Here is a 25,403-nt window from a genome sequence, read left to right on the forward strand (position 1 = left end):
CCAACCTTTATCCACATTGCCTTGTCCTTTTGATTCTCATCCTATGGGTATTTTTCTCAGGCTCGGCCGTTTTTTTAAGCGACGGTAATCACATCCTGAACACATTTTCAATAACCGAAAGGTAACTGAAAGATTACATCATTAACAATCCAACAACGCTCCCACGTTGGGAATGATAAAAACAGGAAGGAATGACAATGAAAAAATACCTCGCCCTTTCTCTGACGCTATGCGGATTATTTGCCAATACAACCGCCGTTCAGGCCGCCGCGCCGGCCCGCACCGAATGCATCGCACCGGCCAAACCGGGCGGCGGTTTCGATTTAACCTGTAAGTTACTGCAGATATCGCTACAGGAAACCGGCACGCTCGACAGCCCGATGCGCGTGACTTACATGCCCGGCGGAGTCGGCGCCGTCGCGTATAACGCCATCGTGGCGCAACGCCCGGACGAGCCCGGCACTGTGGTCGCTTTTTCCGGCGGCTCGCTGCTTAATCTGGCGCAGGGAAAGTTCGGGCGCTACGGCGTTGATGATGTGAAATGGCTGGCGGCGGTCGGCACCGACTACGGCATGATCGCGGTACGGGCCGACGCGCCTTATCAGACACTGAAAGATCTGCTCAGCGCCATGCAGAAAAACCCTAATCAGGTGGTGGTCGGCGCCGGGGCGTCCATCGGCAGTCAGGACTGGATGAAAACCGCGATGCTGGCGCGTCACGCCGGGATCAGCCCGCGCGATATGCGCTACGTCGCGTTTGAAGGCGGCGGCGAACCGCTGACCGCCATGCTGGGCGGGCATGTACAAGCGGTTTCCGGCGATATCAGTGAAATGGTTCCCCATCTGCAAGGCGGCAAAATTCGGGTACTGGCGGTATTTTCCGAGCAGCGTCTGCCGGGGCCGCTCGCCGGCATCCCCACCGCTAAAGAGCAAGGGTATGACCTGGTGTGGCCGATTATCCGCGGTTTCTATCTCGGCCCCAAAGTCAGCGATGCCAGCTACCAGTGGTGGGAACAGGCGTTTAAGCACATCGTCACCACCGAAGAATTCAAAAAACAACGGGACTTGCGCGGCTTGTTCGAATTCAACCTGACCGGACAGGCGCTGGATGCCTACGTCAAAAAGCAGGTGGCGGATTACCGCGAGCAGGCGAAGTCGTTCGGGCTGGCTAAATAAAAGAGGAGCGCATCATGAGCGATCGTTTGTTTGGCGGAATCTGGCTGGTGCTATGCCTGATAGGGCTGGTTGTCGGCTGGGAGATCCAGAGCGAATACAGTTACGAACCGGTTGGCCCGCGGCCGTTTCCCATCGCGATTTTGGGGTTGATGGCGCTGTGCGCCGTCCTGATGCTGCTGCGTAAACCGGATATCCTTGTCTGGCCTGCCGCCGCGGTTCGTCGGCGCTTACTGCTGCTGGTGATCATGCTGGCGTTGTACGCCTGGTTGTTTGAACCGCTCGGTTTCCCGCTGACCACCGCTCTGCTGGGCTGCGGCATCGGCATACTGTTTGGCGCGGTGTGGTGGGTGGCGGCGCTGTCCGGTGCGGTCATGGGCGTATCGCTGTTTTACGCCTTCGATAAATTGCTCGACGTTACGCTGCCGGCCGGCGCGTGGCTTTAACCGGGAGACTCACTCATGGATACCTGGTCTTTTCTGATGCAGGGTTTTGCGGTCGCGATGACGCCGCAAAATCTGATGATTGCGCTGATCGGCTGTTTTATCGGCACCATTGTCGGGCTGCTGCCCGGCCTTGGCCCAATCAACGGCGTGGCGATTCTGATGCCGCTGGCCTTCGCACTCAAACTGCCGGCGGAATCCGCGTTGATTCTGCTTGCCACCGTTTATCTCGGCTGCGAGTACGGCGGGCGTATTTCTTCCATTTTGTTGAATGTACCGGGCGATGCCGGCGCTATCATGACGGCCCTTGATGGCTACCCGATGGCGCAACAGGGCAAGGCCGGCGTGGCGCTGTCTATCTCCGCCGTCAGTTCATTCGTCGGTTCCAGCATCGCGATTACCGGCATCATTCTGTTTGCGCCCTTGCTGGCTAACTGGTCGCTGGCTTTCGGCCCCGCGGAATATTTCGCCCTGATGGTGTTCGCCATCGCCTGCCTTGGCAGCATGATGAGCCACAATCCGCTGAAATCTTTCCTGGCGGCGTTGATTGGCTTGTCGATGGCCACCGTCGGCGTGGATGCGAATACCGGTGTTTATCGCTTCACGTTCGATAGCGTCCACCTGTCCGACGGTATTCAATTCGTGGTGGTGGTCATCGGCCTGTTTTCCGTCAGCGAAATTCTGTTGATGCTGGAGCAAACCGGCAGCGGGCAAAAGGTCACCAAAGCCACCGGGCGCATGTTGTTCAACGTTCGCGAAGGCATACAGTGCATCGGGGCGACGTTGCGTTCCTCACTGCTGGGGTTCTTTGTGGGGATACTGCCGGGTGCGGGCGCCACTATCGCCAGCGCTATGGCCTGGATGACGGAGAAAAAAATCAGCGGCAACAGCGACAGTTTCGGTAAAGGCGATATCCGCGGCGTGGCCGCGCCGGAAGCCGCCAATAACGCCTCGGCCTGCGGCTCGTTTATTCCGATGCTGACGCTGGGCGTTCCCGGTTCCGGCACCACCGCCGTGATGATGGGCGCGCTGACGCTGTACAACATTACGCCGGGCCCGGCCATGTTTACCGAACAGCCGGACATCGTCTGGGGGCTGATCGCCGCCATGCTGATCGGCAACCTGATGTTGCTATTGCTCAATCTGCCGATGATTGGCCTGTTCACCCGTATGTTGGCCATTCCAATGTGGTTTCTGGTGCCGGCGATTGCCGCGATTTCCGCCGTCGGCGTTTACGCGGTGCACAGCACCACCTTTGACCTGCTGCTGATGGTCGGGCTGGGCGTGTTCGGATACCTGCTGCGCAAAATGGACTTTCCCATGTCGCCGCTGATCCTCGGTTTCGTGTTGGGAGAAATGCTGGAGCAGAACCTGCGCCGCGCCTTGTCCATCAGTAACGGCGGGTTATCCATCCTGTGGGAAGGCCGGATCAGCCAGACGTTACTGGGCATGGCCGTACTGATGCTGGTCGTACCGCCAATGCTGAAATACTGGCGGCGTCGCCGTACCCAGTTGCAGTCCGTCCCTCGTACCTGACGGCGTTACGATAAAGCGAGCGCCGCGGATGACGTCATCCGCGCGCCGCTTGCCCCTCGGTGATCCGCACGCTTTTCCCCGACCATGCGCTTTCTCGCCTTTTTTCCGTACGCAACGGAATGTTAACCTGTTGCAGGTCAACGACTATCGGTAATAGCGTGCCGTTGTTATGATGACGCCAGCTGTGTCGATGCCGGTATGATGCGATAACATCATTGGGTGGAACACAACCCCGTCATGCGTCTAGGGTAAGGATCACAACATGCAACCGATCAATAACCCCGGTAATGTTTCCCTGCCGGGAGAAAAGCCGCTGGAAACCACGCTGTCAAAAGCCGCCGCCCAGATGGATGATTTACCGTTGACGCTGGCGCAGCGCACTGCGTTGGAAAAGCTGGTGACGCAGATTTCCACCCTAAGCGGCGCCAAGCCCGCGGAAATCTGGGCCACCGTGCGTGCTGAGTTAGGGACGAAAAACAACGCGGATCTGCTCGCCAGCCAATTCCCGGCGGCCGAGCAAAGCTTGCAAACTCGGCTGGCAACCGTGCAAGGCTCGCAGGATACCCGCCAGTTGCTGCAACAGTTGACCTCAATGTTGTCGCAGGGCAATAACCGTCAGGTTGCCAGCGATTTCATTCGCCAGCAATTTGGTCATACCGTGCTTAGCTCGCTGACGCCCTCGCAACTGAAACTGGTGGTGGCGTTGTTGCAAAACGGCCAGTTACCGCAAGCCGCCACCCTGTTATCGACCAACGGCAGCACCCCGACACTGACGTTTGGCAATACCGCCACCGGGCAACCGATCCCGTTTCCTCAAACCCCCACCGCCACCACGATTCCCCCGCCGCTGCCGCCAACCTCTCAGCAACTGGCCGCGTTATTACAGGCCGGCGTCGTGCCGGGCGGCTCCGGCGCGAATCCGTCAATAAACGCCTTGCTGGACCGGGCATTACTGCCGGCGGAGCACAATCAGCTGAATCAACTGGTGGCAAAACTGGTGGCGTTGAGCGGCGAATCGCCGGGTAAAGTCTGGCAAACGTTGATGGACATGCAAGGATTGAAAACCGGCGACCCGATTCCGGCGAAGAATTTTCAGGTGTTAAGCCAGTTTCTCAATACACAAAGCCTTGTGTTACAACAGCACACATCGCCAACCCTGAGTACCTTACAGGCGGCGCTCAGACAGCCGCTCGACCAGCAGGAGCAGCAACTGTTGCAGGACTTCACCCGCAATACGCTGAATATCACGCCGCAAACACCGCTGACGCCGTCACAAATCAGCGACGTGGCGACCTTTCTCTACCGGCGGCGCCTCCAGCAAATACAAGAAGCGTCCACCGTGCCGTTGCAGCCGTTTATCAACCCGTTAATCATGGCGTTGCCGCAGGAATGGCGGCCGCTGGTGAATAAGCCTATCGGGCTGGCGCTGGTAGCGATGCTGGTGGTGGCATTGTTGATGTGGGTATTACTGTAAGGCGTGGAAATCACAGGGAAAGGCAGGTTGACGGCAACGTGCGTCAGATAAAAAAATACCGGGCAAGCCCGGTATTCTCTGCATAATGACCGATTACTGTTACTGCGCGTATTTGCGCATCACCAGTACGGCGTTGGTGCCGCCGAACCCGAAGCCGTTGGACATCACGGTCGTCAGGTTGCGCTCAGTCGGCTCGGTAACGATGTTCATGCCCTGCGCCTGTTCATCCAGCGTTTCAACGTTGATGCTCGGCGCAATGAAACCGTGCTCCAGCATCAGCAGGGTATAAATGGCTTCCTGCACGCCTGCAGCCCCCAGTGAGTGGCCGGTCATGGCTTTGGTGGCGGAGATCGGCGGAACGTTATCGCCGAACACCTGACGAATAGCCCACAGTTCTTTCACATCGCCCACCGGCGTTGACGTGCCGTGGGTATTGATGTAATCCACCGGCGTATCGACATCCTGAAGCGCCAGCTTCATGCAGCGAGCTGCGCCTTCGCCTGACGGCGCAACCATGTCGGCACCGTCGGAAGTCGCGCCGTAGCCGACCACTTCAGCGTAGATGTGCGCACCGCGTGCCAGGGCGTGTTCCAGTTCTTCCACGACCACCATACCGCCGCCGCCGGCGATAACGAAACCGTCGCGATCCGCGTCATAAGTACGGGAAGCGCGTTCCGGCGTCTCGTTATATTTGGTAGACAACGCACCCATCGCGTCGAATTCACACGCCAGTTCCCAGCACAGTTCTTCACCGCCGCCGGCAAACACGATGTCCTGTTTGCCCATTTGAATCTGCTCAACCGCGTTACCGATGCAGTGTGCAGAGGTGGCACAGGCAGAACTGATGGAGTAGTTCACGCCGTGGATTTTGAACGGCGTCGCCAGGCAGGCGGAAACGCCTGAGGCCATAGCCTTGGTTACCACATACGGACCAACGGCTTTCAGGCCGCGCGGGCTGCGCATGGCATCGGCGCCAAACACCTGGAAACGCGGGGAACCGCCGCCGGAACCCGCGATCAATCCGACACGCGGGTTATTTTGGTACGTTTCTTCCGCCAGTCCGGAATCCTTAACGGCTTCTTCCATGCACAGATAAGCGTAGATAGAGGCATCGCTCATGAAACGCACAATCTTACGCTCGATCAGGCCTGCCGTATCCAGCTTGACGTTACCCCAGACGTGACTGCGCATACCGGAATCTTTCATTTCTTGAGAGAAAGTGATGCCAGAACGGCCTTCACGCAGAGATGCCAGCACTTCTTCTTTGTTATTACCGATACTGGACAGGATCCCCAGACCCGTAATCACCGCACGTTTCATTCAATACCTCTTCCGCTTGTAGAGTTTGGATTTAGCTCCGCACTTTAGCGTACAGTTGTAAGCTGAACAAGTCCGATCAGACTAACTTTTCTCAAATTTGCGACTTAATAAACCAGTCGCTAGAATCGCGCCACCGCCTGAATAATGAGTGAGTTGCCGTGACCAGCCCCTTCATCCAACATGCAGACCTGAATTGGAACGATCAGGGTACACCTGTATCGCAACAGTTTGATGACGTCTATTTTTCCAACCAGGACGGGCTGGCGGAAACCCGCTATGTCTTTCTGCAGGGCAACGGTTTTCCGCAACGCTTCCTTGAACATACCGGCCCGGTGCTGACCATCGCGGAAACCGGTTTTGGTACCGGGCTGAATTTTTTGACGTTATGGCAGGCGTTCGACGGGTTTCGCCGGCAACACCCGGATGCCGCCTTGCAACGCCTGCACTTCATCAGTTTTGAAAAATTTCCGCTGCGTCAGCCGGATCTGGCCGCCGCACATGCCGCCTGGCCGGAGCTGGCTCCCTTCGCCGATGAACTGCAACGACAATGGCCGCTGGCGCTGCCCGGTTGTCATCGGCTGATTCTTGCACAAGGACGCATCACGCTAGATCTGTGGTTCGGTGATGTCAATACGCTGCTGCCGAGGTTGGACAACAGCCTGACGCGCCATATCGACGCCTGGTTTTTGGATGGATTTGCGCCGGCTAAAAATCCGGACATGTGGACTGAAACCTTGTTTAACGCTATGGCGCATCTGTGCCGCCACGGGGGAACGTTCGCCACGTTCACCGCCGCCGGTTTTGTGCGTCGCGGCCTGCAACAGGCAGGGTTTCAGGTCAGCAAAATCAAAGGATTCGGGCAGAAGCGGGAAATGCTCTGCGGCACCGTCTTGCACCGCAGCGAACTGCCTCATCCATTCCCCTGGTACGCTCGCCCCGCCGCTGCGCATCCGCAAGAGGTGGCGATTATCGGCGGCGGTATCGCCGCCGTCCTGACGGTACTCGCGCTGCAACGCCGCGGTGCGCAGGTTACGCTGTATTGCGCCGACGAACAGGTAGGGCAACGCGCTTCCGGCAATCGTCAGGGGGCGCTCTATCCACTGCTGAATGACAAGCAGGATGCCTTGTCAGGGTTCTTCGCCGCTGCATTCGGCTTCGCACGCCGCTGCTACGACGGCCTCGCCGCACAAGGTGTGGCGTTTGAACATGACTGGTGCGGCGTTAGCCAACTGGCTTACGATGAAAAAAGCACACGTAAACTTGCACAGATTCTGGCGGGCAACTGGCCGGATACGCTGGTGCACCCGGCGGATGCCGACACGCTGACCGAACAGGCCGGCCTGCCGTTGCACACCCACGGTCTCACCTACCCGCAGGGTGGTTGGCTATGCCCGGCAGAACTGACCGAATCAGCCTTCATGCTGGCAGGCAGGCAAGGACTCCAGGCGCACCTTGCCACTCGCGTGACGGCACTCGCGCCGACCTGCAACGGCTGGCAACTGACGCTGGCTGATGGCCGTCAGGTACGACACGCAACGGTGGTGCTGGCGAACGGTCACCAGATAAACGACTGGGAGCAGACCCGTCACCTGCCCGTTTACGCGGTACGTGGTCAGGTCAGTCACATCCCCGACACGCCGCCGTTATCGGCGCTGCGTCAGGTGCTGTGTTACGACGGTTACCTGACGCCGGTCAGCCCACGTCATCAGACACACTGCATCGGCGCCAGTTATCACCGTGGCGACACCACCACCGATTACCGTGAAGCCGAACAACGGCATAACCGTCAGCGGCTCATTGATTGCCTGCCCGACAGCGACTGGCCGGCTTCGATAGACATTTCCGGACAACAGGCGCGATGCGGCGTGCGTTGCGCCATTCGCGATCATCTGCCGTTGATCGGTCAGGTGCCCGATTACCAGCAAACACTCGTCGGGTATCAACATCTGCCCGAACAGCTTGCCGCCGGCGCAGAGATAGCCACGGCCCCCGCCTGGCCGAATCTTTATCTGCTCGGCGCATTGGGCTCGCGCGGCTTATGCTCGGCACCGCTGGCTGCTGAAATCCTGGCATCCCAGTTATTCGGCGAACCGCTACCGCTGGATAGCGATACGCTGGCGGCATTGCACCCTCATCGTTTCTGGGTAAGAAAGCTGCTGAAAGGCAAAGCGGTATAACCGAATATAGGGGTTACACATATTCGATACGGCAGCAATTTCGTACTATACCGCCAATTATTCGCGCGGCAGGATGGCGACAAGCGCGTGGGGTATGCGACACATCGTTCGCCACTCGCCGGCGCGAGTGCGGCCGACAGACTCGCTTTATGAGCCTGCTACAGCGGCCTCAACGTGAAAGATAATGGGGATCAACCGGGGTCGGGAGCCGATGATGGAAACCACGTCGTTACGGGAAAAAGTGCAATTTCACCACCTGAAAGAACTGGGTGGCCTGGAAATGCTACAGGCACGCTACCACCGGCAACGTTTTTCCCGTCATTCACACGAAAACTTCTGCATCGGTGTGATTGAGGAAGGCGCTCAGCGGTTTTACCGCACCGGCGGTGAGCATGTTGCGCCCAGCGGCGATATTATTCTGGTTAATGCCGATGAGATACATACCGGCTATGCGGCGGTGGCCAGCGGCTGGTCTTATCGCGCCATTTATCCTTCGCCGGATTTGTTATGTCATCTGTCGCGCGACCTGCGCGTCCCCCAGGGTGCAATTCCCTGGTTTCCCGACGCGGTGGTTCATGATCCCGGCTTATCCGCGCAATTTCGGTTGGCTTTCACCCTGCTGCCGCAAGCCGGCAATAGCCTGCTGAAAGAAACGCTGCTGTTTTCATCATTAAGCTGGCTGATGCTGCGCTACAGCAAAACCCGTGCCGACGGACGAGCATTGCCACAGGCGACCCCCGCGATTCTGCGGGCAAAATGCTGGCTTGACGACGCCCCGGAGCAAGATACGTCTTTGTTGCAACTGGCGGAGATAACCGGCCTCAGCCCCTGGCATTTTCTCAGGCAATTCAAATCCGTAGTGGGCATGACGCCCCATGCTTATTTGATTCAGGCCCGCCTGCGTCAGGCGCGTTCACTGCTGATAACAGGCATCAGCCTGTCTGATACCGCCTCCCAATGCGGATTTTCCGACCAAAGCCACTTCAACCGTCATTTCAAACGGGCGATGGGTATCACGCCGGGGGAGTTCGTGCGTACGTTGAAGTAGCCTCTCACAAAGCAATTTCCTTCAATACCACCTCGACTGTAGCGCCTATTCTTCCGCGTCATGCGTTGAAGAAAAGGAAGGTCGAGGGTATGTCATTGTCAATTTTCACCGCTTTGTCACGGCGGCATTCGCCGGATTCGGCATCCAGCCAGTTTGTCGGCGGCGCCGTCGCCATGCTGCCGCTGTGCGTTTCGGTTATTCCCTGGGGGATTCTGGCCGGCTCGATGGCCGTGCAGGCCGGGCTGACATTCTGGCAAGGGGTCGGCATGTCGGCGATTATCTTTGCCGGCGCTGCGCAACTGGTGACGCTTGGCCTGTTGATGTCCGGCAGCAGTGCCGTGACCGTGTTACTGACCGTGATGGTGATTACCGCCCAACATCTGATTTACGGGCTGACATTACGCCCCACCATCGCACCGTTAGCAGCACGCTATCGCCTGTTGCTCGGTTTTCTGCTGACAGATGAGCTGTTTGCGCTGGCCATTGCCGCCAAAGCCCGGCTGACTACCGCTTACCTGATCGGCGCCGGGCTGACGTTCTATCTCTGCTGGGTAGCCTGTAGCCTGGCGGGAATCGGGATGGCCCACGCACTCCCCAATCTTGAGCGCTACCATCTGGATTTTTCTATTGTCGCGACCTTTATCACGCTGGTGGTGCCGATGGTCAAACGTCCGCCGGTACTGGCGGGGACGCTGTTCTCACTGTTCATGTCGATGTTGCTGGCTTACTGGCGTATCGAAGGGGCGATGATGATCGCCGGGTTAGGCGGCATGGCCCTGGCCGTCATCACGGCCCGGCTCACCGGAGAAACATCAGGAGAAACATCATGAGCTGGGGATTGTTGTTACTGTTGGCGCTGGTGGTATTTACCTATCGCTACGTGTTTCTGGAACCCGGCGTTCCCGTCAGGCTGCCGGCTTTATTTCGGGAAGCGCTTAACTATTCGGCGCCCTGCCTGCTGACGGCGATTTGCGGCCCGGTAATCCTGATGCAGCAGGACACGCTGCGCCCCTTGCCGGATAACCCGTATCTGTGGGGTGCGATAGGCAGCATAGTGATAGCGTTACTGATTCGCCACACGATGCTGGCGGTAATGGGAAGCCTGGGTGTGTTTTATCTGCTTTGCTTCTGGCTGCTGCCATAAGCCCCTCGCCACCTTAAAAAACGTGGGATGACCGTCCGGTGGTCATCCCTGATTGCGATGAGCGGTTACAGCACCGTCAGCGTCACATCGACATTGCCGCGGGTCGCGTTGGAGTACGGGCAAACCTGATGCGCTTTTTCCACCAGTGCCTGCGCCTGTGCTTTATCCATGCCGGGGATGGTAATCCTCAGCTCAACTTCGATGCCGAAACCATCACCGGATTGACCAATCCCCACCAGCCCTTCAATCACGGTGGTTGACGGCACCAACACCTTCTCTTTGGAGGCCACCAGTTTCAGCGCGCCGGTAAAACATGCGGCATAACCGGCGGCAAACAGCTGTTCGGGGTTGGTGCCGGAACCACCGAGCCCACCCAATTCACGCGGCGTGGTCAGTTTCAGGTCGAGGTGATTATCCTCAGACACCGCATGTCCATCCCGCCCGCCGGTTACCGACGCCTGGGCGCGATACAGTACTTTTTCAACAGCCATAACAGTGACTCCTATTTAAGACAAAATAACCGTTTTAACATCAGTAGAGGTGTCAGAAGCCGACGCCACTTATGCCGGCACCGATTCCAGGCGCTGCGCCTTCTGCCAGCTCGGCGTATCAGACAATCGCGTCGCATAACGGAGAATGTTGGGGTATTGCTGCCCCAGATTAAACCGCTCCGTGACCAGCTTCACGACGAAGCCCAGCATAAAATCCGCCCCGGTCAGGCGCTGCCCGACGATAAACTCACGCGAGGCAAGGTAGTCGTCCAGATAAGCAAACACTTTGCTGAATTCTGTCTCGGCATACGCATCCAGAAACTGCAACGTCTGACCATTTTGTTTTTCAAACTGATTAAACACTTTCAGTAACACAGGCAGCATGGCCGAACTTTCCGCAAAATGAATCCATTGCAGATAGTCGACATAACAGGCTTCCTGCACGTCGGGTGCCAGGTGCGGTGCGTACTTACCGATAATGTACTCAACGATAGCGCCTGACTCGACAATCACCTTGCCGTCAATCTCAACCACCGGCGATTTACCCAACGGGTGGATAGCCTTCAGTTCTTCCGGCGCCAGTTGCGTCGTCGGGTTGCGCCGGTAGCGGACCAACTCATAAGGAAGCTGCGCTTCTTCGAGCAACCAGAGGATACGCATGGATCGCGAGTCATTCAGATGATGTAGCTTTATGCCCATTCTGCCTGTTTCCTTTGTCAACCGATTAAGCCAGCTGCTTTAACAATGCTTTGGCGACCACTTCCGAACTGGCCGGGTTCTGACCGGTAATCAACGTGCCGTCTTCAACCAGATAGGGGTGCCAATCCGGTCCCTTGGAGTACAAACCACCCAGTTTTTGGAACTCGTCTTCAATCAAAAACGGCACCACATCGGTTAATTCCACCGCGGCTTCTTCCGAATTGGTAAACCCGGTAACCCGACGGCCTTTGATCAGCGGCTCACCATTCGCCGCCTTGACGTGGCGCAACACGCCGGGCGCATGGCAAACAAAACCAATCGGTTTCCCGGCCCGTTCAAACGCTTCAATCAGGGCAATGGAGGTCGGCGATTCAGCCAAATCCCACAACGGGCCATGCCCCCCTGGATAGAACACCGTGTCGAAATCATCCATGCTGACGCTGTCCAGTTTTACTGTCGTAGCCAGTGCCTGCTGAGCGGCCGGATCGGCCTTGAAACGGTGGGTCAGCTCGGTTTGAAATTCCGGTAAATCGCTTTTCGGATCCAACGGCGGCTGGCCGCCAGCCGGCGATGCCAGCACGACCTCGGCGCCTGCATCTTTAAACACGTAGTAAGGGGCGGCAAACTCTTCCAGCCAGAAACCGGTTTTTTTACCTGTATTTCCCAACTGATCATGGGACGTCAACACCATCAATATTTTCATCGTCATTCTCCTCACATCACCCCTAGCGGGTGTATTTACATCAACCAGTTAGAAAGTCGTGGTCGTTCAGAAACATTAGTTGTTCAGAAACATTAGTTGTTCAGAAATATTAGCCGTTCAGAAACGCTTCAAGCTGAGACAGTTTGTCGCTATAGGGCGCCCGTAAACGCAGGTTTGAAGTTCCCTCTTCATTTTGGACCACAATCGGTTTGGCATGGCTAAAACGTTGGAAACCATGAATGCCGTGGTAAGCGCCCATTCCTGATGCCCCCACCCCGCCGAAGGGCAGCGAGTCGATGCTGGCGTGCGTCATCACATCATTGATAACCAGTGCGCCCGACGTGGTGCGTTCAGCGAACAGGGTTTGCCGCGCCGTCTGTTGGCCGAAGTAATACGCCGCCAACGGACGAGGATGGGCATTGATGTACGCAATCGCCTCTTCCTGCGAAGAACAGGTGCGAATCGGCAACAGCGGTCCGAAGATTTCTTCCTGCATAATCTGCATATCATCAGTCACGTTCAGGACCAGATGCGGCGCGATTTTGCGGGAAGCGGCGTCGAAATCCGGTTCACCCTGCGGGGCCAGGCTCAACAATGTCGCCCCTTTGCTTGCGGCATCCGTTAACAACCCGACCAGACGCTCATAATGTCGCGACGTAATAATGGCCGTATAATCCGGGTTTTGCTGAAGCGTCGGAAATGCCTGCGTCATGAATGTTTTGCTGGCATGTACAAAGGCATCGACCTGGTCTTCACGCAGCATGACATAGTCGGGGGAAAGGCAAATCTGCCCGGAATTAAAAGTTTTCACCGTTAGCGTCCGCTGTGCCGCCAGAGCGACATCGGCATCGTGGTCAATCACCACCGGCGATTTCCCGCCCAGTTCCAGCGTGACCGGCACCAGGTTCTCTGCGGCAGCACGCATGACATGGCGGCCAACGGCAGAACTACCGGTAAAGACCAAATGATCAAACGGCAAGCTACTGAATGCCGCGCCGATTGCCGCATCCCCCAGCACCACTTCCAGCTCCAGCGGATCAAAATAACGGGCGATCAGTTCCGCCAGCAGTTCCGATGTCGCCGGCGTCAGTTCCGATGGCTTCAGCATGGCGGTGTTGCCGGCGGCAAACACGCCGGCCAGCGGAGCAAACGCCAGATTGATAGGGAAATTCCAGGGGCTGATGACCCCTACTACCCCCAGCGGTTGACGCTGTATCCAGGATTGCATCCCCGCCATCGGGCTATCGACAAGCGTCGGTTTCATCCACTCCGCTACATATTCCGCGGAATGCTCAAGCGTTTTCACTGTCGTGGCCATATCGGCGACCAACGACTGGTACAAGCTACGGTGACCAAAATCCGCATCCATCGCTTTGCTGAGCGACGAATAGTTCTCCCGGATAAGCCGGGCGCTGCGCACCAGTCTGTCACGACGCAGCGCAGCATCGGCAGGCCCGGTCGCGATGTGGGCGTTCTTCATGGTCTGCAATATCGCTTTTAAATCGTTGCTTGTTTGCGCTAAAGGCATTGTGATAGCTCCTTACCCATCGCGCGGTGTTTTTGTACACCGCGTGGTATAAATTTTTCTCTACTTCCTGCCGAACAGTTCTCCGGCAAGAAACAATTTTGTTTTGATGGAGCGCACTTTACTGGTGTTAAGCGGTTGTGACCAACTAGCATATTTTGGTATAGGTATAAAAAATTTTATGGATTATCTATGTCTCTCGTTCGTTTAAGAACCTTCATCGAGGTGTATCGACAGCGTTCCATCAGCGGCGCCGCCCGTACGCTCAATCTGACGCAACCGGCGGTGTCGCAGCATATCGCCGGTCTGGAAGCCTCAATTGGGCATCCCTTGTTTGCACGGCAAACACGCGGGGTTATTCCTACCTCGGCGGCGGATGAGCTGGCAGCGGATATCGGCGACCGGCTGGATGAGGCGGAAAACGCGCTGGCATCGGCAAAAGCGCGTTCGCTGGAACTGGCCGGCGCATTGCAAATCATCGGGCACGCGGATTTTCTGGCTGAAGTCGTCGCCAAACAATTACTGCCGCTATTGGAAGTGGGGGTACGCGTCCGGATGCAAACCGGCGATTACGATGTGATTGTCCAAAGTCTGATCGAAGGTTACTGCGATCTGGGGATCTCCGCCGCGCCGTCAAATGACAACCGGTTAAAAAGCGAATTGATGCTGACCGATGAAATTATGGCGGTTGCCGCGCCGCAGGTGGTCGCCCGGCTGGCTAAAGCGCCGGACACGCTGGCGGCAATGCAAACCGAACCGCTACTGGCCTATAGCCTGACGCTGCCGCTTATCGATAACTGGTTTACCGCCAATAAAGTCCAGGCGCCTACCATTCTCCCGGCAATGGTGGGCCAGGATTTACGCGCGCTGTGCAGTTTATTGTGTGAAGGGTTTGGCTGGAGCGCACTTCCCGCCTATTTGTGTACGCCGTATATCGAACGAGGTGAGCTTTGTGAAATTCCCGCGCCGATTGCACGGGCCTACCGCAGTTACTATTTATTGTGGCAACCCAGTGCGTTGCGCCAGCCGCGCGTCGCTCATGCCAGGCAGGCATTGCTGTTTCGGTTAAGGCAAAAACACGGAGATCCGCATCGGAACACATAGTGACGTTACAGGCCGAAACAGGCGCTCGCCCCTTTCGGCCCGCCAGGATTACTGCACTTGCGCCTGCTGGTAGAGTGCGTCCCACACCTGGGCGACCAGCGCCTGATCCGGCGGCGACAGTTCGCCGTTTTTAATCGCCTGATTCAGGCTTTCCTGTACGCGAGCATGTAACGCCTGCGCCGTCTGTTCGCCATGCGCTTCGGCTTCGGCTACCGCCAGCGTCAGGTGACCACGCAGGTAACCGCTGGCAAACAGTTCATCATCGCTGGCGTGCTCCACCATATTGTCAATCAGCGTCAGGATGCGCGCCTCAAATACTGCGATCATTGATGGTCCTTAATTGTCTGTTGTCTGCCGAGCATTACAGATCGGCCGGATAAGGGAAATCCGCCGCGGTTTGCGGCGCAGTGTGGTAATAGTCTTGCAGCGCCTGAATGAAACGCGCAGGCCGGCCAGGCACGCCCTGTTGCAGATAAACCATCACCTGCGCGTGAACCCGGCGCTGGAAAGCGATGCGATCCGGGTCAACATCGCCGTTCAGGTTGTCGCAACTGACATTAAACGGGAAGCCGGCGGCCACGCAGAACATCCACTCCAGCGCCTGCGGCTTGATTTCCACCACTTCGAACTGGCTCTGAGTCGCGGCGTCACGCCCGTCCGGGCAGTACCAATAACCGAAATCCACTAACTTACGCCGTTCTTCGCCGGCGATACACCAGTGGGAAATCTCGTGCATGGCGCTGGCGTAAAACCCGTGCGCAAAGACGACTCGGTGATACGGCGCCTGCTCGTCGGCCGGCAGGTAGATAGGCTCATCGTCGCCTTTTATCAGGCGGGTATTGAACTCTTCACTAAAACACCGATTGAAAATAGTGATCAACTGGTCGTAATGGTGGGTGTTTGCAGTTTCAGTCAACATCGTCATCAGAATAGCTGTCCCAACCAGCGGGCAATATCGCTGCCGTGGTTGTCATGAATCAATTTAATACTCATCAGGGCGGACATGATAACCAGCATCGGGCGGATCAGTTTTTGCCCTCTGGTAAGTACCATTTTTGCCCCCAGACGGGCACCGATAATTTGCCCGACCAGCATGACCAACCCTATTCCCCAAACCACCTGCCCGCCTAACATGAAAAACAGCAGGCTGCCGAAGTTGGAGGTAAAGTTAAGCACCTTGGCGTGCGCGGTGGCTTTTGCCAGATTGAACCCCAGCAACGTGACATACGCCAACGCGTAAAATGACCCGGCTCCCGGTCCGAAAAAGCCGTCGTAAAAACCAACGCAGGCGCCGCCCAGCAGGGAAAACGGCAACAGCGACAGACGCGCCTGCCGATCGTCTCCCCCTACTTTCGGCATCAACAGAAAATAGAGGCCGATACCAATCACCAGCACCGGCAATAACTTACGCATGAAATCAGCGTGAATCTGCTGGATCAGCCAGGCACCGAATACCGCACCCAGAAACGTCAACGGCACGGTCAGCCGGAGTATTTTCATATCCACCGCTTTGCGACGGATGAAATACAGGCTGGCGGAAAAAGAGCCGCCAACCGCCTGCAATTTGTTGGTCGCCAGTACCTGAGCCGGCGATAATCCCGCCGCCAGTAACACCGGGATGGACAACAATCCGCCGCCTCCCGCGATCGAATCCACAAAACCGGCGATCACGCTAGCTAAAAACAGCAAAGCCAGAATGTCCGGCCCGACAACAAACCATTCCATGAATTATTCCGCAATCAGATGACGATCAAGCAATGCCTGACAGGAGGGAGGCAACGGCGGCGGCGTCGTTTTAGCCGGCGATTCGGCCCCCGGTTTTTTCGGCTGGAACCAACTGTTCAACTCGGCACCGCACCCGTCGCCTGCAGGCGGCGTGTCCTGCTCCTGACATTCCAGGCTCTCAGGCGGGCAACGCAGCCGTACGTGCATATGGGCGCGATGAGCAAACCACGGCCGAACCTTGTGCAACCAGTTGCGATCGCTTCCCGCTTCCAGACACAGTTGTTTTTTGATGGCGGGGTTCACAAAGATACGCGTGACATCGTTATCCTGCGCCGCGGTTTTCACCAGTTTCAGCACATCCGGCGACCAGACGCGCGGATTAATGTTTTTACCGTCCGCCATTACCAGGTCCAGCGGCTGCGGCTGCAACAACTGCTGCTGGCTCCAGCGCTGGCGCGGCAGTTGCAGCCAGATATCCACATCCAGTCCCGATTGATGGCTGGCATGACCGCTACTGAAGCGTCCGCCGGCAGGCATCCCCATGTCGCCGATCAACACCGTACCGCCGGTGGTTCGATGTACGTTGCCGCTGAGGCGGTGAATAAACGCCAGCAGATCCGGGTGACCGAAGTAGCGTCGTTGATCAACGCGCATCACCTGATAATCAGGCGACTGCAACGCCAGCGGCTGTGCGCCGATGATACACCCATTGGCAAACGCGCCGATGGCCTGCGGCTGGCCCGCCACCGGATGTGTGATTTCCTGCCACGGTGTCTTCGCCAGCGCGGTGCTGCACAACAGCAGCGCCGCCATCCCAATCCAGTTTATTTTCATTATGTTGTGTCGTTCGTTATGGTCTTCGCGACCGGTGTATTCCCCGGTTTGGTATTACCGGCTCACCTTACCAGCGAGGCACCGGGCTGGCGACATCCGCACACTGTGCCCGCTGACGCAACAGATGATCCATCAGCACAATCGCCATCATGGCTTCGGCAATCGGCACGGCACGGATACCCACACACGGATCGTGCCGCCCCCGGGTGATCATTTCCGTTGCTTCGCCGTCGCGGGTAATGGTGCGGCCCGGCACGGTAATGCTGGACGTCGGCTTCAGCGCCAGATGCGCAGTAATCGACTGACCGCTGCTGATGCCGCCCAAAATGCCGCCGGCATGGTTGCTCAGAAAACCCGTCGGGGTGATTTCATCACGGTTTTCACTGCCGCGACGGTTGACCACGGCAAAGCCATCGCCAATCTCCACACCTTTCACCGCGTTGATGCTCATCAGGGCATGAGCCAGATCGGCATCCAGACGGTCAAACACCGGTTCACCCAATCCCGGCGGAACCGATTCGGCCACCACCGTCACCTTCGCGCCGACAGAGTCGCCCTCTTTTTTCAGCGCGCGCATCAGTTCATCCAGTGCCTCGATCTTGTCCGGATCCGGGCAGAAAAACGGGTTCTGCTCAACCTGCGCCCAGTCTTTCAGTTCGCATACCACATCGCCCATCTGCGCCAGATAGCCGCGGATCACCACGCCATGCTGTTGTTGCAGGTATTTTTTGGCGATGGCGCCGGCAGCCACGCGCATCGCGGTTTCACGGGCGGAAGAACGACCGCCGCCACGGTAATCGCGGATACCGTATTTCTGCTCGTAGGTGTAGTCGGCGTGACCGGGACGGAATAGATCTTTGATGGCGCCATAGTCCTGCGAACGTTGGTCGGTATTTTCAATCAGTAAACCGATACTGGTGCCGGTGGTTACTCCCTCGAACACCCCGGACAGAATACGAACCTGATCCGGCTCGCGACGCTGAGTGGTATAACGGGATGTTCCCGGACGACGGCGGTCCAGGTCGTGCTGCAAATCGGCCTCGGTCAGCGGAATACCCGGCGGTACGCCATCCACCACACATCCCAGCGCAATACCGTGGGATTCACCAAAAGTGGTGACACGGAAAAACTGACCAATACTGTTTCCTGCCATCACGGCTCCTTAGCATTGAACAAATATCAGAACGCCGGGCCGCTCTACGCCGCCCTACGTCCGGTGAAGGGATTAATCCCGGTAAATACTGAACTCGGCCTGACAAGCCAACAACTGGGAACGAGTCAGCATAAAGACGCCGTCGCCGCCATTGTCGAATTCCAGCCAGGTGAACGGAATATCCGGGTACTGTTCCATCAGATGCACCATGCTATTGCCGACTTCGCAAATCAGGACGCCCTCTTCAGCAAGGTAATCCGGCGCGCACGCCAGGATCCGGCGAACCAGTTTCAGACCATCGCTACCCGCCGCCAGCCCCAGCTCCGGTTCGAAGCGGTACTCCTGCGGCAAGTCGGCCATATCCTCTTCATCCACATACGGCGGGTTGGTCACAATCAGGTCATACTGTATCGCCGGCAGGTCGCGGAACAGATCGGAGCGGATCGGCGTGACGTTATATTCCATGCCGTGCTGTTGAATATTCTGCTCGGTGACGGCCAGCGCATCGGCGGAAATATCCACCGCATCCACTTCCGCTTCGGGGAATGCCTGCGCACAGGCGATGGCGATACAGCCGCTGCCGGTACACAAATCAAGAATATGACGCGGCGGCTGGGGCAAAATCGATGCAAACTGCTGGTTGATCAACTCGCCAATCGGCGAACGGGGCACCAGTACCCGCTCATCAACGTAGAACTCCAGCCCGCAAAACCAGGCTTTATTCGTCAGGTAAGCCACCGGTACACGTTCGTTGACGCGGCGAATCACCCGTTCAACGATGCGATGACGCTCACTGGAAGTCAGGCGGGCAAGGTACATGTCTTCCGGAATATCAATCGGCAGAAACAGCGTGGGCAGCACCAACTGCAACGCTTCATCCCACGGATTATCGGTGCCGTGGCCGTAATAGACGTTAGCGGCGTTAAAGCGGCTCACTGCCCAGCGCAGCATATCCTGAATGGTATGCAAATCGTTGACCGCCTCATCGACGAAAATTTTGTCCAAGTTTGTCCTCCGCAGACTACTGTCTCTGTGATCGCATGTTTCTGTGATGGCGATAGTTTGCCATGAAGACGGCGACAAATCAGCAGATATCACCGCCGGACGGCGCGGGTTGGGGATCGCGCGGGGAGAACGACAAGGTTTTGTTTAGCCACCGGCACGGAACAGGTAGACTACGCCGATACCGCATTCCTATTCTGAAACAGAACGGCGAAAAGATAGAGTAACGCACTAATGAAAAAGAAATTCATGCTTGATGACGAGGAACAGGCGCTTTTCCGCACATCGGTGGCGGGCGCTACCCGGCTGCGTCAGGATACCTATGTCCATCGTCCGGTTCGCCATAATAAACCGGGCGTGTTGCCGCCTCGGCGGATGATGCAGGAACAGGTGGACGCCAGCTTCTACTTTTCGGACGAATTTCAACCACAACTGGAAAACGAGGGGCCGACGCGTTATATCCGCCCGGGCGCCAGTCATTACGAATTGAAAAAACTACGGCGAGGAGATTATTCACCGGAGTTGTTTCTGGATCTGCACGGGTTGACGCAACTGGAAGCGAAACAAGAATTGGGGGCGCTGTTGGCCGCCTGCCGACGTGAACATGTTTACTGCGCCTGCGTAATGCATGGTCACGGCAAACACATTCTTAAGCAGCAAACACCGTTGTGGCTGGCGCAACACCCGGACGTCCTGGCTTTTCACCAGGCGCCGAAGGAATTCGGCGGCGATGCCGCGTTGCTGGTGCTGGTGGCACAGGAAACCACCGACGAAGAATAGCGACGTCGTCGTTGCCTTACGCGCACGTCCCGCACCACACTGTATGCCGCCCGTGCCGACGGCGGCACGGGCGATCAATCGGTCAGGGTTTGACTTTCGCGGCCAACTGAGACGGCGTCACCTGCCAGTGGTACACCCCCGTTCCGGCGATGTCGTCCAGTTCGACGCAGGCAATCGCCGACGTCGCGAACATCGGGGCATTATCAGTCGAGCACAGCCCGGCGACCAGATATCCCACCAGCGGCAAATGGGATATCACCAACACCGCACGGGTGCCTTCTTTCGCCAGCGCCAGCAAATAGTCACATAACAGCTCGGCGTTACCTCCCGGCGTCAGCTCCGGCAGGCACTCATTTTCCGGCAACGGCACGAGCTCCGCGACGACCTGCAACGTCTGCTGTGCGCGTACGTAAGGGCTCACCAGAACCCGCTCAATATCAATCGCCTGATCGTTAAGCCAGGCTGCCATCTGACGAGATTCTTCATCTCCCCGGCGGCTTAACGGCCGGAGCGCATCACTGGCGGCGTCAGGTACGGCATCACCATGACGCATGATCAAAACTTGCATATTACACCGCTATATTGATGAAAAAAGGGCAATAAAACCCTGGGGATAGCTTTAGATTAACTGAATCGGCACGACGCCGTTTTGCGGCGGGTCACAGCCTGGCATCGGAATCGCCGTCGTCTTATTGATGGCGTTTTGACCGACGCAAAGCGCATTTTTTTACCCCAATTGACAACGAATCGCAACTGACCCCACACGTACACCGTGCGTATTCCCCTCTGTCGCCGGGTGGTATTTACGCACCTGCCGCCAACATCCCGTTATTTCAGACAATTAACCTTGTTCTTAGCAGGGAAAAAGCCCGGCTATGTCATCATAATATGCTGCCGACCATCGATTGAATTTCATTTAACAGCACTTTAAACTGGAAAATATTTTTTATTTAGATAAAAAAATTAACAATTCTATCAATACAGAATAAACCGACACCGGTTTTATTTTTCTGATGCTTTTACACTTTTTCATCTCATTGCGGCGAGAAACACTGGAAAAAATAGGCCGCCTCACTCATAGTGAACAGATAAACACCTGTACCGAATGCAGTGTGTTTAAATAATTCAGCACGGTATTATGCCCAGCATTCAGGGAATCGTTATTCTGGGTGGGAGAAAACAACGGAATGGAAAAATAAAAAAATAATACTTTTCAATGAAATAGAATTATCACTTCGCCGCAGAATAGCGGCGAGCGCGGCATTACCATCAATTAGCTATTTTAATCTAAAATCAGATTCAACCAATAACGTGAATCGTTATCCAACAATGATAATTTTTAAACAAGATCGGGTTGTCTTATTCAAAAAAACCATCTTGCCGACGTTGAATCAATTATTCGCCTCATCTCAAAAAGAATAAAAAAGATAATCATCGGCGGGTTCAGGTTACTACCGTACCCACGTACCCGCTCAGCACCCTGCACCATCAACAAAACCAGCCTGCTGAAGCTGGCGTCGGAGCAACCCTTCCGCCGGCGCAAAGCGATCGCCATACCGTTGCTGTAACGACTGTAATGTCGCCACAACCGTGGCGACGCCTAACTGATTCATATAGTGAAACGGGCCACCCAAAAATGGCGGAAAGCCGATCCCCATCACGGCGCCGATATCACCGTCGCCGGCATGACGAATAACCCCTTCATCCAGACAACGCACCGCTTCATTCAGCATCATCATGACGCAGCGCTGTGCCATCAATGCCGGATCTAAATGCGCTTTTGGCGTGACATCCAGCAGCGGATAAATACGCTGGTCGGCCATCTTCTCCTGACGTCGCCACAGGCTGGATAGCCGTTCACCGCGAGACGATTCGTAACGATAAAAACCGCGCCCGTTTTTACGGCCTTGACGATTATCTCCGGCAATCGCTTCCAGCGCCGGCGGAGCGCAAAATCGCTCGCCCAATCCAGCAACCAACACCGGCACGATTTTCATCGCTACATCGATGCCAACCTCATCCAACAACGTAAACGGACCGACCGGAAAACCAAAGCGCACCAGCGCCCGGTCAATCGATTCCACCGGTTCGCCTTCCAACAGGCAGCGTGCAGCTTCATTCAGGTAAGGCGCCAGAATGCGGTTAACATAAAACCCGGCTTTATCCGCCACCACAATCGCCGTTTTGCCCTGTTTTTTCGCCAGCGCCACGGTGGTGGATAGCGTTTGCTCATCGGTCCCGGCGTGGGGAATCACTTCAACCAGCGGCATCTTATCCACCGGGCTGAAATAATGCAGGCCGATAATCTGTCCCGGTCGACTGGCCGCCGCTGCAATTTGATGAATCGGCAGTGAGGAGGTATTGGTGGCAAACACCGTATGCGGCGGCACCACCGCCTCGACTTCCCGCACCATGTGTTGCTTAAGCGAGAGATCCTCAAACACCGCTTCCACCACCACATCGACGTGCTCAAACCCCCGGTAGTCGGTTGTGCCGGAAATCAGGCTTATTTGCCGCCGCTGTTCCGCCGGCGTCATACGGCGACGCGCAACCAGCCGGTTTAAGCGTTGCCAACTGCCGTGCAACGCATGGGTAATGCCTTGCTCATGAAGATCTTTAATCCTCACCGGCAATTGGCCGTTAAGCGCGGTAACACCGGCGATACCGCCGCCCATTAGCCCACCGCCCAACACGCCGACCCGACGCAATGGACCGGGCGCCACCGGCGCACCGAAATCGTTTTTCAACGCCGTAGTGGTAAAAAACAGCCGCCGCAATGCCACCGACTCCGGCGACATCACCAGTTGGCCGAAGGCGCGGGCTTCAGCCTGATAACCAGCCTGACTGCCCTGCTCCAGACCGTGGCGCACCGCTTCAATGATGCGTACCGTCGCCGGATAATTGCCCTGCGTCTTTGCCTGAGTCTGGCGTCGTACCCGTTCGAATAGCCGACGGCGTACATACGGCAACATCAGTAATTGATGCCGCCAGCCGGGTGAGGATGCGCGTCGCTTCCCCCGACGGATAAACCCCAACGCCGCTTCCAGCAATATGGCGGGCGGCACCACGTCGTCCACCAGCCCGACGCGTCGTGCCTGCGACGCCCGTAACTGGCGCCCGGTGAGTATCAACTCCAATGCCCGAACCACGCCGATAAGACGTGGAAGCCGCTGCGTACCGCCGGCCCCCGGCAAAAGCCCCAACTGCACTTCCGGTAACCCAAGCCGGGTCACGTCATCCGGGGTACAGAGGCGATAATCGCAAGCCAACGCCAACTCCAGACCACCGCCAAGGCAAGCGCCGTGAATGGCGGCTACCACCGGGAACGGCAGGCGGGCGATCGCTTCCAGCGCTTCCTGACCGGTTTCCGCCAGCTTTTGCGCGGCGGCGGCATCGGCACAAGCATCCAGCATGTCGATATCCGCCCCGGCGATAAACGACGTCGGCTTACCGGAAAGAATAATCATCCCCTGCAACCCGCTGTGCTGACGCGCCTGCGACAACGCAGCTTGCAGTTGTTCAGCAAACGCCGCTTTTAAGGTATTCACTTTTTCGCCGGGAACATCCACTGTGAGAATGCCGATATGATCGTGACGAAATGTCAGTTGGATTGCAGCGTGTTCCTCACGCTCATCGGTCTGCGGCCGGCTCATCAACATCGGTTCGGTCATTTCGTCACCTCCAGTACCATCGCCGCACCCAATCCTCCCGCCGCGCAGGCGGTCACCAGTCCTAATCCGCCACCGCGTCGGCGCAACTCATGCAGAGTTTGGGTCATCATGCGCGCTCCCGTCGCGGCAAAAGGATGCCCATATGCAATCGACCCGCCCCGTACGTTAAATTTCGCCTCATCGACCTCGCCTAACGGCGCGCTACGCCCGAGTTTGTCGCGAGCGAATTCGGCGCTGGCAAACAGGTGAAGGTTAGCCAGCGTTTGAGCGGCAAAGGCCTCATGCATATCGATCAACGCCAGCTCGTCCAGCCGAATACCGGCCCGATCAAGCGCCAGCGGCGTGGCATACGCCGGCCCCGCCAACATATCCCGCTGTACCGGAATGGCGCTAAACGCATAACTACGCAGGTAGCCGAGCGGCGTTAATCGCAATTCACTGGCGCGGGATTCGTTCATTAACAACACTGCGGCCGCGCCATCGGTTAGCGGTGAGCTATTACCTGCGGTCACGCTACCGTAACGGCGATCAAACGCGGGTTTAAGGCGGGAATACTGCGGCGGCGCACTGTCACGGCGAACCGTGTTGTCTTCACTCACCGCCTGCTTATACGGCGGCACCCAGGTCGTCATTACTTCATCACGCAATACGCCCTCAGCCCAGGCTTGCGTAGCCCGCTGGTGGGAACGATGAGCGAAAGCATCCTGCGCATCACGGCTGATGCGGTAATCTTTCGCCATCTGCTCGGCGGTGTCCCCCATGCGCAGCCCGGTGGAATACTCCGCGACGGCAGGTGCCACCGGCAGTAAATCCCGTGGTCGCAAACGGGCCAGCAACGCCAGCCGTTGCGGCAACGTTCTGGCGCGCGACAGATCAACCAGCGTGCGCGCCAAGGCTTTACTGACGCCAATCGGCAGCACGGAAGCGGAATCCGCCCCGCCGGCAATGCCGATGTCGATCGTGCCGGCCAAAATACTTTCCGCTACGTTAGCAACCGCCTGAAAGCTGGTGGCGCAGGCACGGGAAATGCTATAAGCGTCGGTATGCGCGCTCAGGCCGCTACCCAGTACGATTTCACGCGCAATATTCGGCGCTTCAGGCATCTGAATCACCTGCCCGAACACCAGTTGCTCAACCTGCTCAGGCTCAATACCGCTGCGCAGCAACAGTTCGTTGACCACCCGTATTCCCAGCTCCAGCGCCGGAATGCCATGATAGACCGTCGCTTGCCGGGCAAACGGCGTTCTCAATCCACTGACAATCGCAATGCGATCACCGCGGCGGGTAAGCAACGGCGTGACTTCGCGCATAACCATGAGATTCATCCCTTTTCAGAGGCCGATGAGGTCTGAACTCATTGTTAACCCGAAGATTACATTATGCAAACAAGCCGAGATCAAAT

The 25,403-nt window shown here is 57.0% G+C and carries 24 protein-coding genes; 10 read left to right on the top strand and 14 right to left on the bottom strand.

Annotation, left to right across the window (positions count from 1 at the left end; translation table 11 throughout):
* Nucleotides 1–197: 197 nt before the first annotated feature.
* From FDP13_RS04285 to flk, 4 genes are all read left to right on the top strand, one after another.
* A complete protein-coding gene (locus tag FDP13_RS04285) occupies nucleotides 198–1,175 on the top strand; it encodes a tripartite tricarboxylate transporter substrate binding protein (RefSeq protein ID WP_012769102.1) in 978 nt (325 codons plus the stop codon).
* A gap of 14 nt (nucleotides 1,176–1,189) precedes the next feature.
* Nucleotides 1,190–1,618, top strand: coding sequence for a tripartite tricarboxylate transporter TctB family protein (locus FDP13_RS04290; protein ID WP_143838773.1), 429 nt, complete (start codon nucleotides 1,190–1,192; stop codon nucleotides 1,616–1,618).
* A 15-nt stretch (nucleotides 1,619–1,633) separates the two neighbouring features.
* The gene (locus FDP13_RS04295) at nucleotides 1,634–3,151 is read left to right on the top strand and encodes a tripartite tricarboxylate transporter permease (RefSeq protein ID WP_033576356.1); all 1,518 of its coding nucleotides are present in this window, start codon (nucleotides 1,634–1,636) and stop codon (nucleotides 3,149–3,151) included.
* 262 nt (nucleotides 3,152–3,413) lie between these two features.
* A complete protein-coding gene (flk, locus tag FDP13_RS04300) occupies nucleotides 3,414–4,625 on the top strand; it encodes a flagella biosynthesis regulator Flk (RefSeq protein ID WP_143838775.1) in 1,212 nt (403 codons plus the stop codon).
* 99 nt (nucleotides 4,626–4,724) lie between these two features.
* Here the strand turns inward: flk and fabB are convergent, their stop codons facing one another.
* Entirely contained in the window at nucleotides 4,725–5,945 is a 1,221-nt protein-coding gene (gene fabB, locus FDP13_RS04305) for a beta-ketoacyl-ACP synthase I (protein ID WP_012769098.1), read from the bottom strand.
* Between the two features lie 158 nt (nucleotides 5,946–6,103).
* Here fabB and mnmC point away from each other — a divergent pair, with 158 nt between their 5' ends.
* The 4 genes from mnmC (at nucleotide 6,104) to FDP13_RS04325 (ending at nucleotide 10,314) form a co-directional block, all read left to right on the top strand.
* Nucleotides 6,104–8,122 carry a bifunctional tRNA (5-methylaminomethyl-2-thiouridine)(34)-methyltransferase MnmD/FAD-dependent 5-carboxymethylaminomethyl-2-thiouridine(34) oxidoreductase MnmC gene (gene mnmC, locus FDP13_RS04310; protein ID WP_143838777.1) on the top strand — a complete coding sequence of 673 codons (2,019 nt, stop codon included), beginning with the start codon at nucleotides 6,104–6,106 and terminating at the stop codon, nucleotides 8,120–8,122.
* 214 nt (nucleotides 8,123–8,336) lie between these two features.
* On the top strand, nucleotides 8,337–9,170 hold the full coding sequence (locus FDP13_RS04315; RefSeq protein ID WP_012769096.1) for an AraC family transcriptional regulator: 834 nt from the start codon (nucleotides 8,337–8,339) through the stop codon (nucleotides 9,168–9,170).
* A gap of 89 nt (nucleotides 9,171–9,259) precedes the next feature.
* Complete coding sequence (locus FDP13_RS04320; RefSeq protein WP_050516110.1) at nucleotides 9,260–10,000, top strand: AzlC family ABC transporter permease; 741 nt, start codon at nucleotides 9,260–9,262, stop codon at nucleotides 9,998–10,000.
* Nucleotides 9,997–10,314 carry an AzlD domain-containing protein gene (locus tag FDP13_RS04325; RefSeq protein ID WP_012769094.1) on the top strand — a complete coding sequence of 106 codons (318 nt, stop codon included), beginning with the start codon at nucleotides 9,997–9,999 and terminating at the stop codon, nucleotides 10,312–10,314. Before FDP13_RS04320 ends, FDP13_RS04325 begins: the two co-directional genes overlap by 4 nt.
* Nucleotides 10,315–10,379: 65 nt before the next feature.
* Here the strand turns inward: FDP13_RS04325 and FDP13_RS04330 are convergent, their stop codons facing one another.
* The 4 genes from FDP13_RS04330 to FDP13_RS04345 all read right to left on the bottom strand — a co-directional run bounded on the left by FDP13_RS04330 (nucleotide 10,380) and on the right by FDP13_RS04345 (nucleotide 13,735).
* Entirely contained in the window at nucleotides 10,380–10,805 is a 426-nt protein-coding gene (locus tag FDP13_RS04330) for an organic hydroperoxide resistance protein (RefSeq protein ID WP_012769093.1), read from the bottom strand.
* Nucleotides 10,806–10,874: 69 nt separating this feature from the next.
* The gene (locus FDP13_RS04335) at nucleotides 10,875–11,504 is read right to left on the bottom strand and encodes a glutathione S-transferase family protein (RefSeq protein ID WP_012769092.1); all 630 of its coding nucleotides are present in this window, start codon (nucleotides 11,502–11,504) and stop codon (nucleotides 10,875–10,877) included.
* Nucleotides 11,505–11,529: 25 nt separating this feature from the next.
* Nucleotides 11,530–12,207: a type 1 glutamine amidotransferase domain-containing protein gene (locus FDP13_RS04340; protein WP_033576360.1), complete on the bottom strand. Its 678-nt coding sequence runs from the start codon at nucleotides 12,205–12,207 to the stop codon at nucleotides 11,530–11,532.
* A 109-nt stretch (nucleotides 12,208–12,316) separates the two neighbouring features.
* On the bottom strand, nucleotides 12,317–13,735 hold the full coding sequence (locus FDP13_RS04345; protein WP_012769090.1) for a coniferyl aldehyde dehydrogenase: 1,419 nt from the start codon (nucleotides 13,733–13,735) through the stop codon (nucleotides 12,317–12,319).
* 189 nt (nucleotides 13,736–13,924) lie between these two features.
* On the opposite strand from FDP13_RS04345, the gene FDP13_RS04350 reads away from it, so the two are divergent.
* Nucleotides 13,925–14,836, top strand: coding sequence for a LysR family transcriptional regulator (locus tag FDP13_RS04350; protein WP_143838779.1), 912 nt, complete (start codon nucleotides 13,925–13,927; stop codon nucleotides 14,834–14,836).
* Between the two features lie 48 nt (nucleotides 14,837–14,884).
* Here FDP13_RS04350 and FDP13_RS04355 read toward each other — a convergent pair whose 3' ends face one another.
* The 6 genes from FDP13_RS04355 to prmB form a co-directional block, all read right to left on the bottom strand.
* Entirely contained in the window at nucleotides 14,885–15,163 is a 279-nt protein-coding gene (locus FDP13_RS04355) for a YfcL family protein (RefSeq protein WP_012769088.1), read from the bottom strand.
* Nucleotides 15,164–15,197: 34 nt separating this feature from the next.
* Nucleotides 15,198–15,761, bottom strand: a complete 564-nt coding sequence (locus tag FDP13_RS04360) for an elongation factor P hydroxylase (protein ID WP_012769087.1) — start codon at nucleotides 15,759–15,761, stop codon at nucleotides 15,198–15,200.
* Complete coding sequence (locus FDP13_RS04365; protein WP_012769086.1) at nucleotides 15,761–16,561, bottom strand: sulfite exporter TauE/SafE family protein; 801 nt, start codon at nucleotides 16,559–16,561, stop codon at nucleotides 15,761–15,763. The genes FDP13_RS04360 and FDP13_RS04365 overlap by 1 nt, the downstream gene beginning before the upstream one ends.
* A 3-nt stretch (nucleotides 16,562–16,564) precedes the next feature.
* Entirely contained in the window at nucleotides 16,565–17,395 is an 831-nt protein-coding gene (mepA, locus tag FDP13_RS04370; RefSeq protein WP_143838781.1) for a penicillin-insensitive murein endopeptidase, read from the bottom strand.
* A gap of 67 nt (nucleotides 17,396–17,462) precedes the next feature.
* A complete protein-coding gene (gene aroC, locus FDP13_RS04375; protein ID WP_027711516.1) occupies nucleotides 17,463–18,548 on the bottom strand; it encodes a chorismate synthase in 1,086 nt (361 codons plus the stop codon).
* 72 nt (nucleotides 18,549–18,620) lie between these two features.
* Nucleotides 18,621–19,553 carry a 50S ribosomal protein L3 N(5)-glutamine methyltransferase gene (prmB, locus tag FDP13_RS04380; protein WP_033576364.1) on the bottom strand — a complete coding sequence of 311 codons (933 nt, stop codon included), beginning with the start codon at nucleotides 19,551–19,553 and terminating at the stop codon, nucleotides 18,621–18,623.
* 231 nt (nucleotides 19,554–19,784) lie between these two features.
* On the opposite strand from prmB, the gene smrB reads away from it, so the two are divergent.
* Nucleotides 19,785–20,330 (top strand): endonuclease SmrB, encoded by a 546-nt coding sequence (gene smrB, locus FDP13_RS04385; protein WP_033576365.1) that lies wholly within the window; start codon nucleotides 19,785–19,787, stop codon nucleotides 20,328–20,330.
* A gap of 82 nt (nucleotides 20,331–20,412) precedes the next feature.
* Here the strand turns inward: smrB and sixA are convergent, their stop codons facing one another.
* The 3 genes from sixA to fadI all read right to left on the bottom strand — a co-directional run bounded on the left by sixA (nucleotide 20,413) and on the right by fadI (nucleotide 25,311).
* The gene (sixA, locus tag FDP13_RS04390) at nucleotides 20,413–20,898 is read right to left on the bottom strand and encodes a phosphohistidine phosphatase SixA (protein WP_012769081.1); all 486 of its coding nucleotides are present in this window, start codon (nucleotides 20,896–20,898) and stop codon (nucleotides 20,413–20,415) included.
* A gap of 904 nt (nucleotides 20,899–21,802) precedes the next feature.
* Nucleotides 21,803–24,001: a fatty acid oxidation complex subunit alpha FadJ gene (fadJ, locus tag FDP13_RS04395; RefSeq protein WP_143838783.1), complete on the bottom strand. Its 2,199-nt coding sequence runs from the start codon at nucleotides 23,999–24,001 to the stop codon at nucleotides 21,803–21,805.
* Complete coding sequence (gene fadI / locus FDP13_RS04400; RefSeq protein WP_143838865.1) at nucleotides 23,998–25,311, bottom strand: acetyl-CoA C-acyltransferase FadI; 1,314 nt, start codon at nucleotides 25,309–25,311, stop codon at nucleotides 23,998–24,000. The genes fadJ and fadI overlap by 4 nt, the downstream gene beginning before the upstream one ends.
* Nucleotides 25,312–25,403: the final 92 nt, after the last annotated feature.

The sequence above is a fragment of the Dickeya sp. ws52 genome, from assembly GCF_007210685.1.
GTDB lineage: Bacteria > Pseudomonadota > Gammaproteobacteria > Enterobacterales > Enterobacteriaceae > Dickeya > Dickeya chrysanthemi.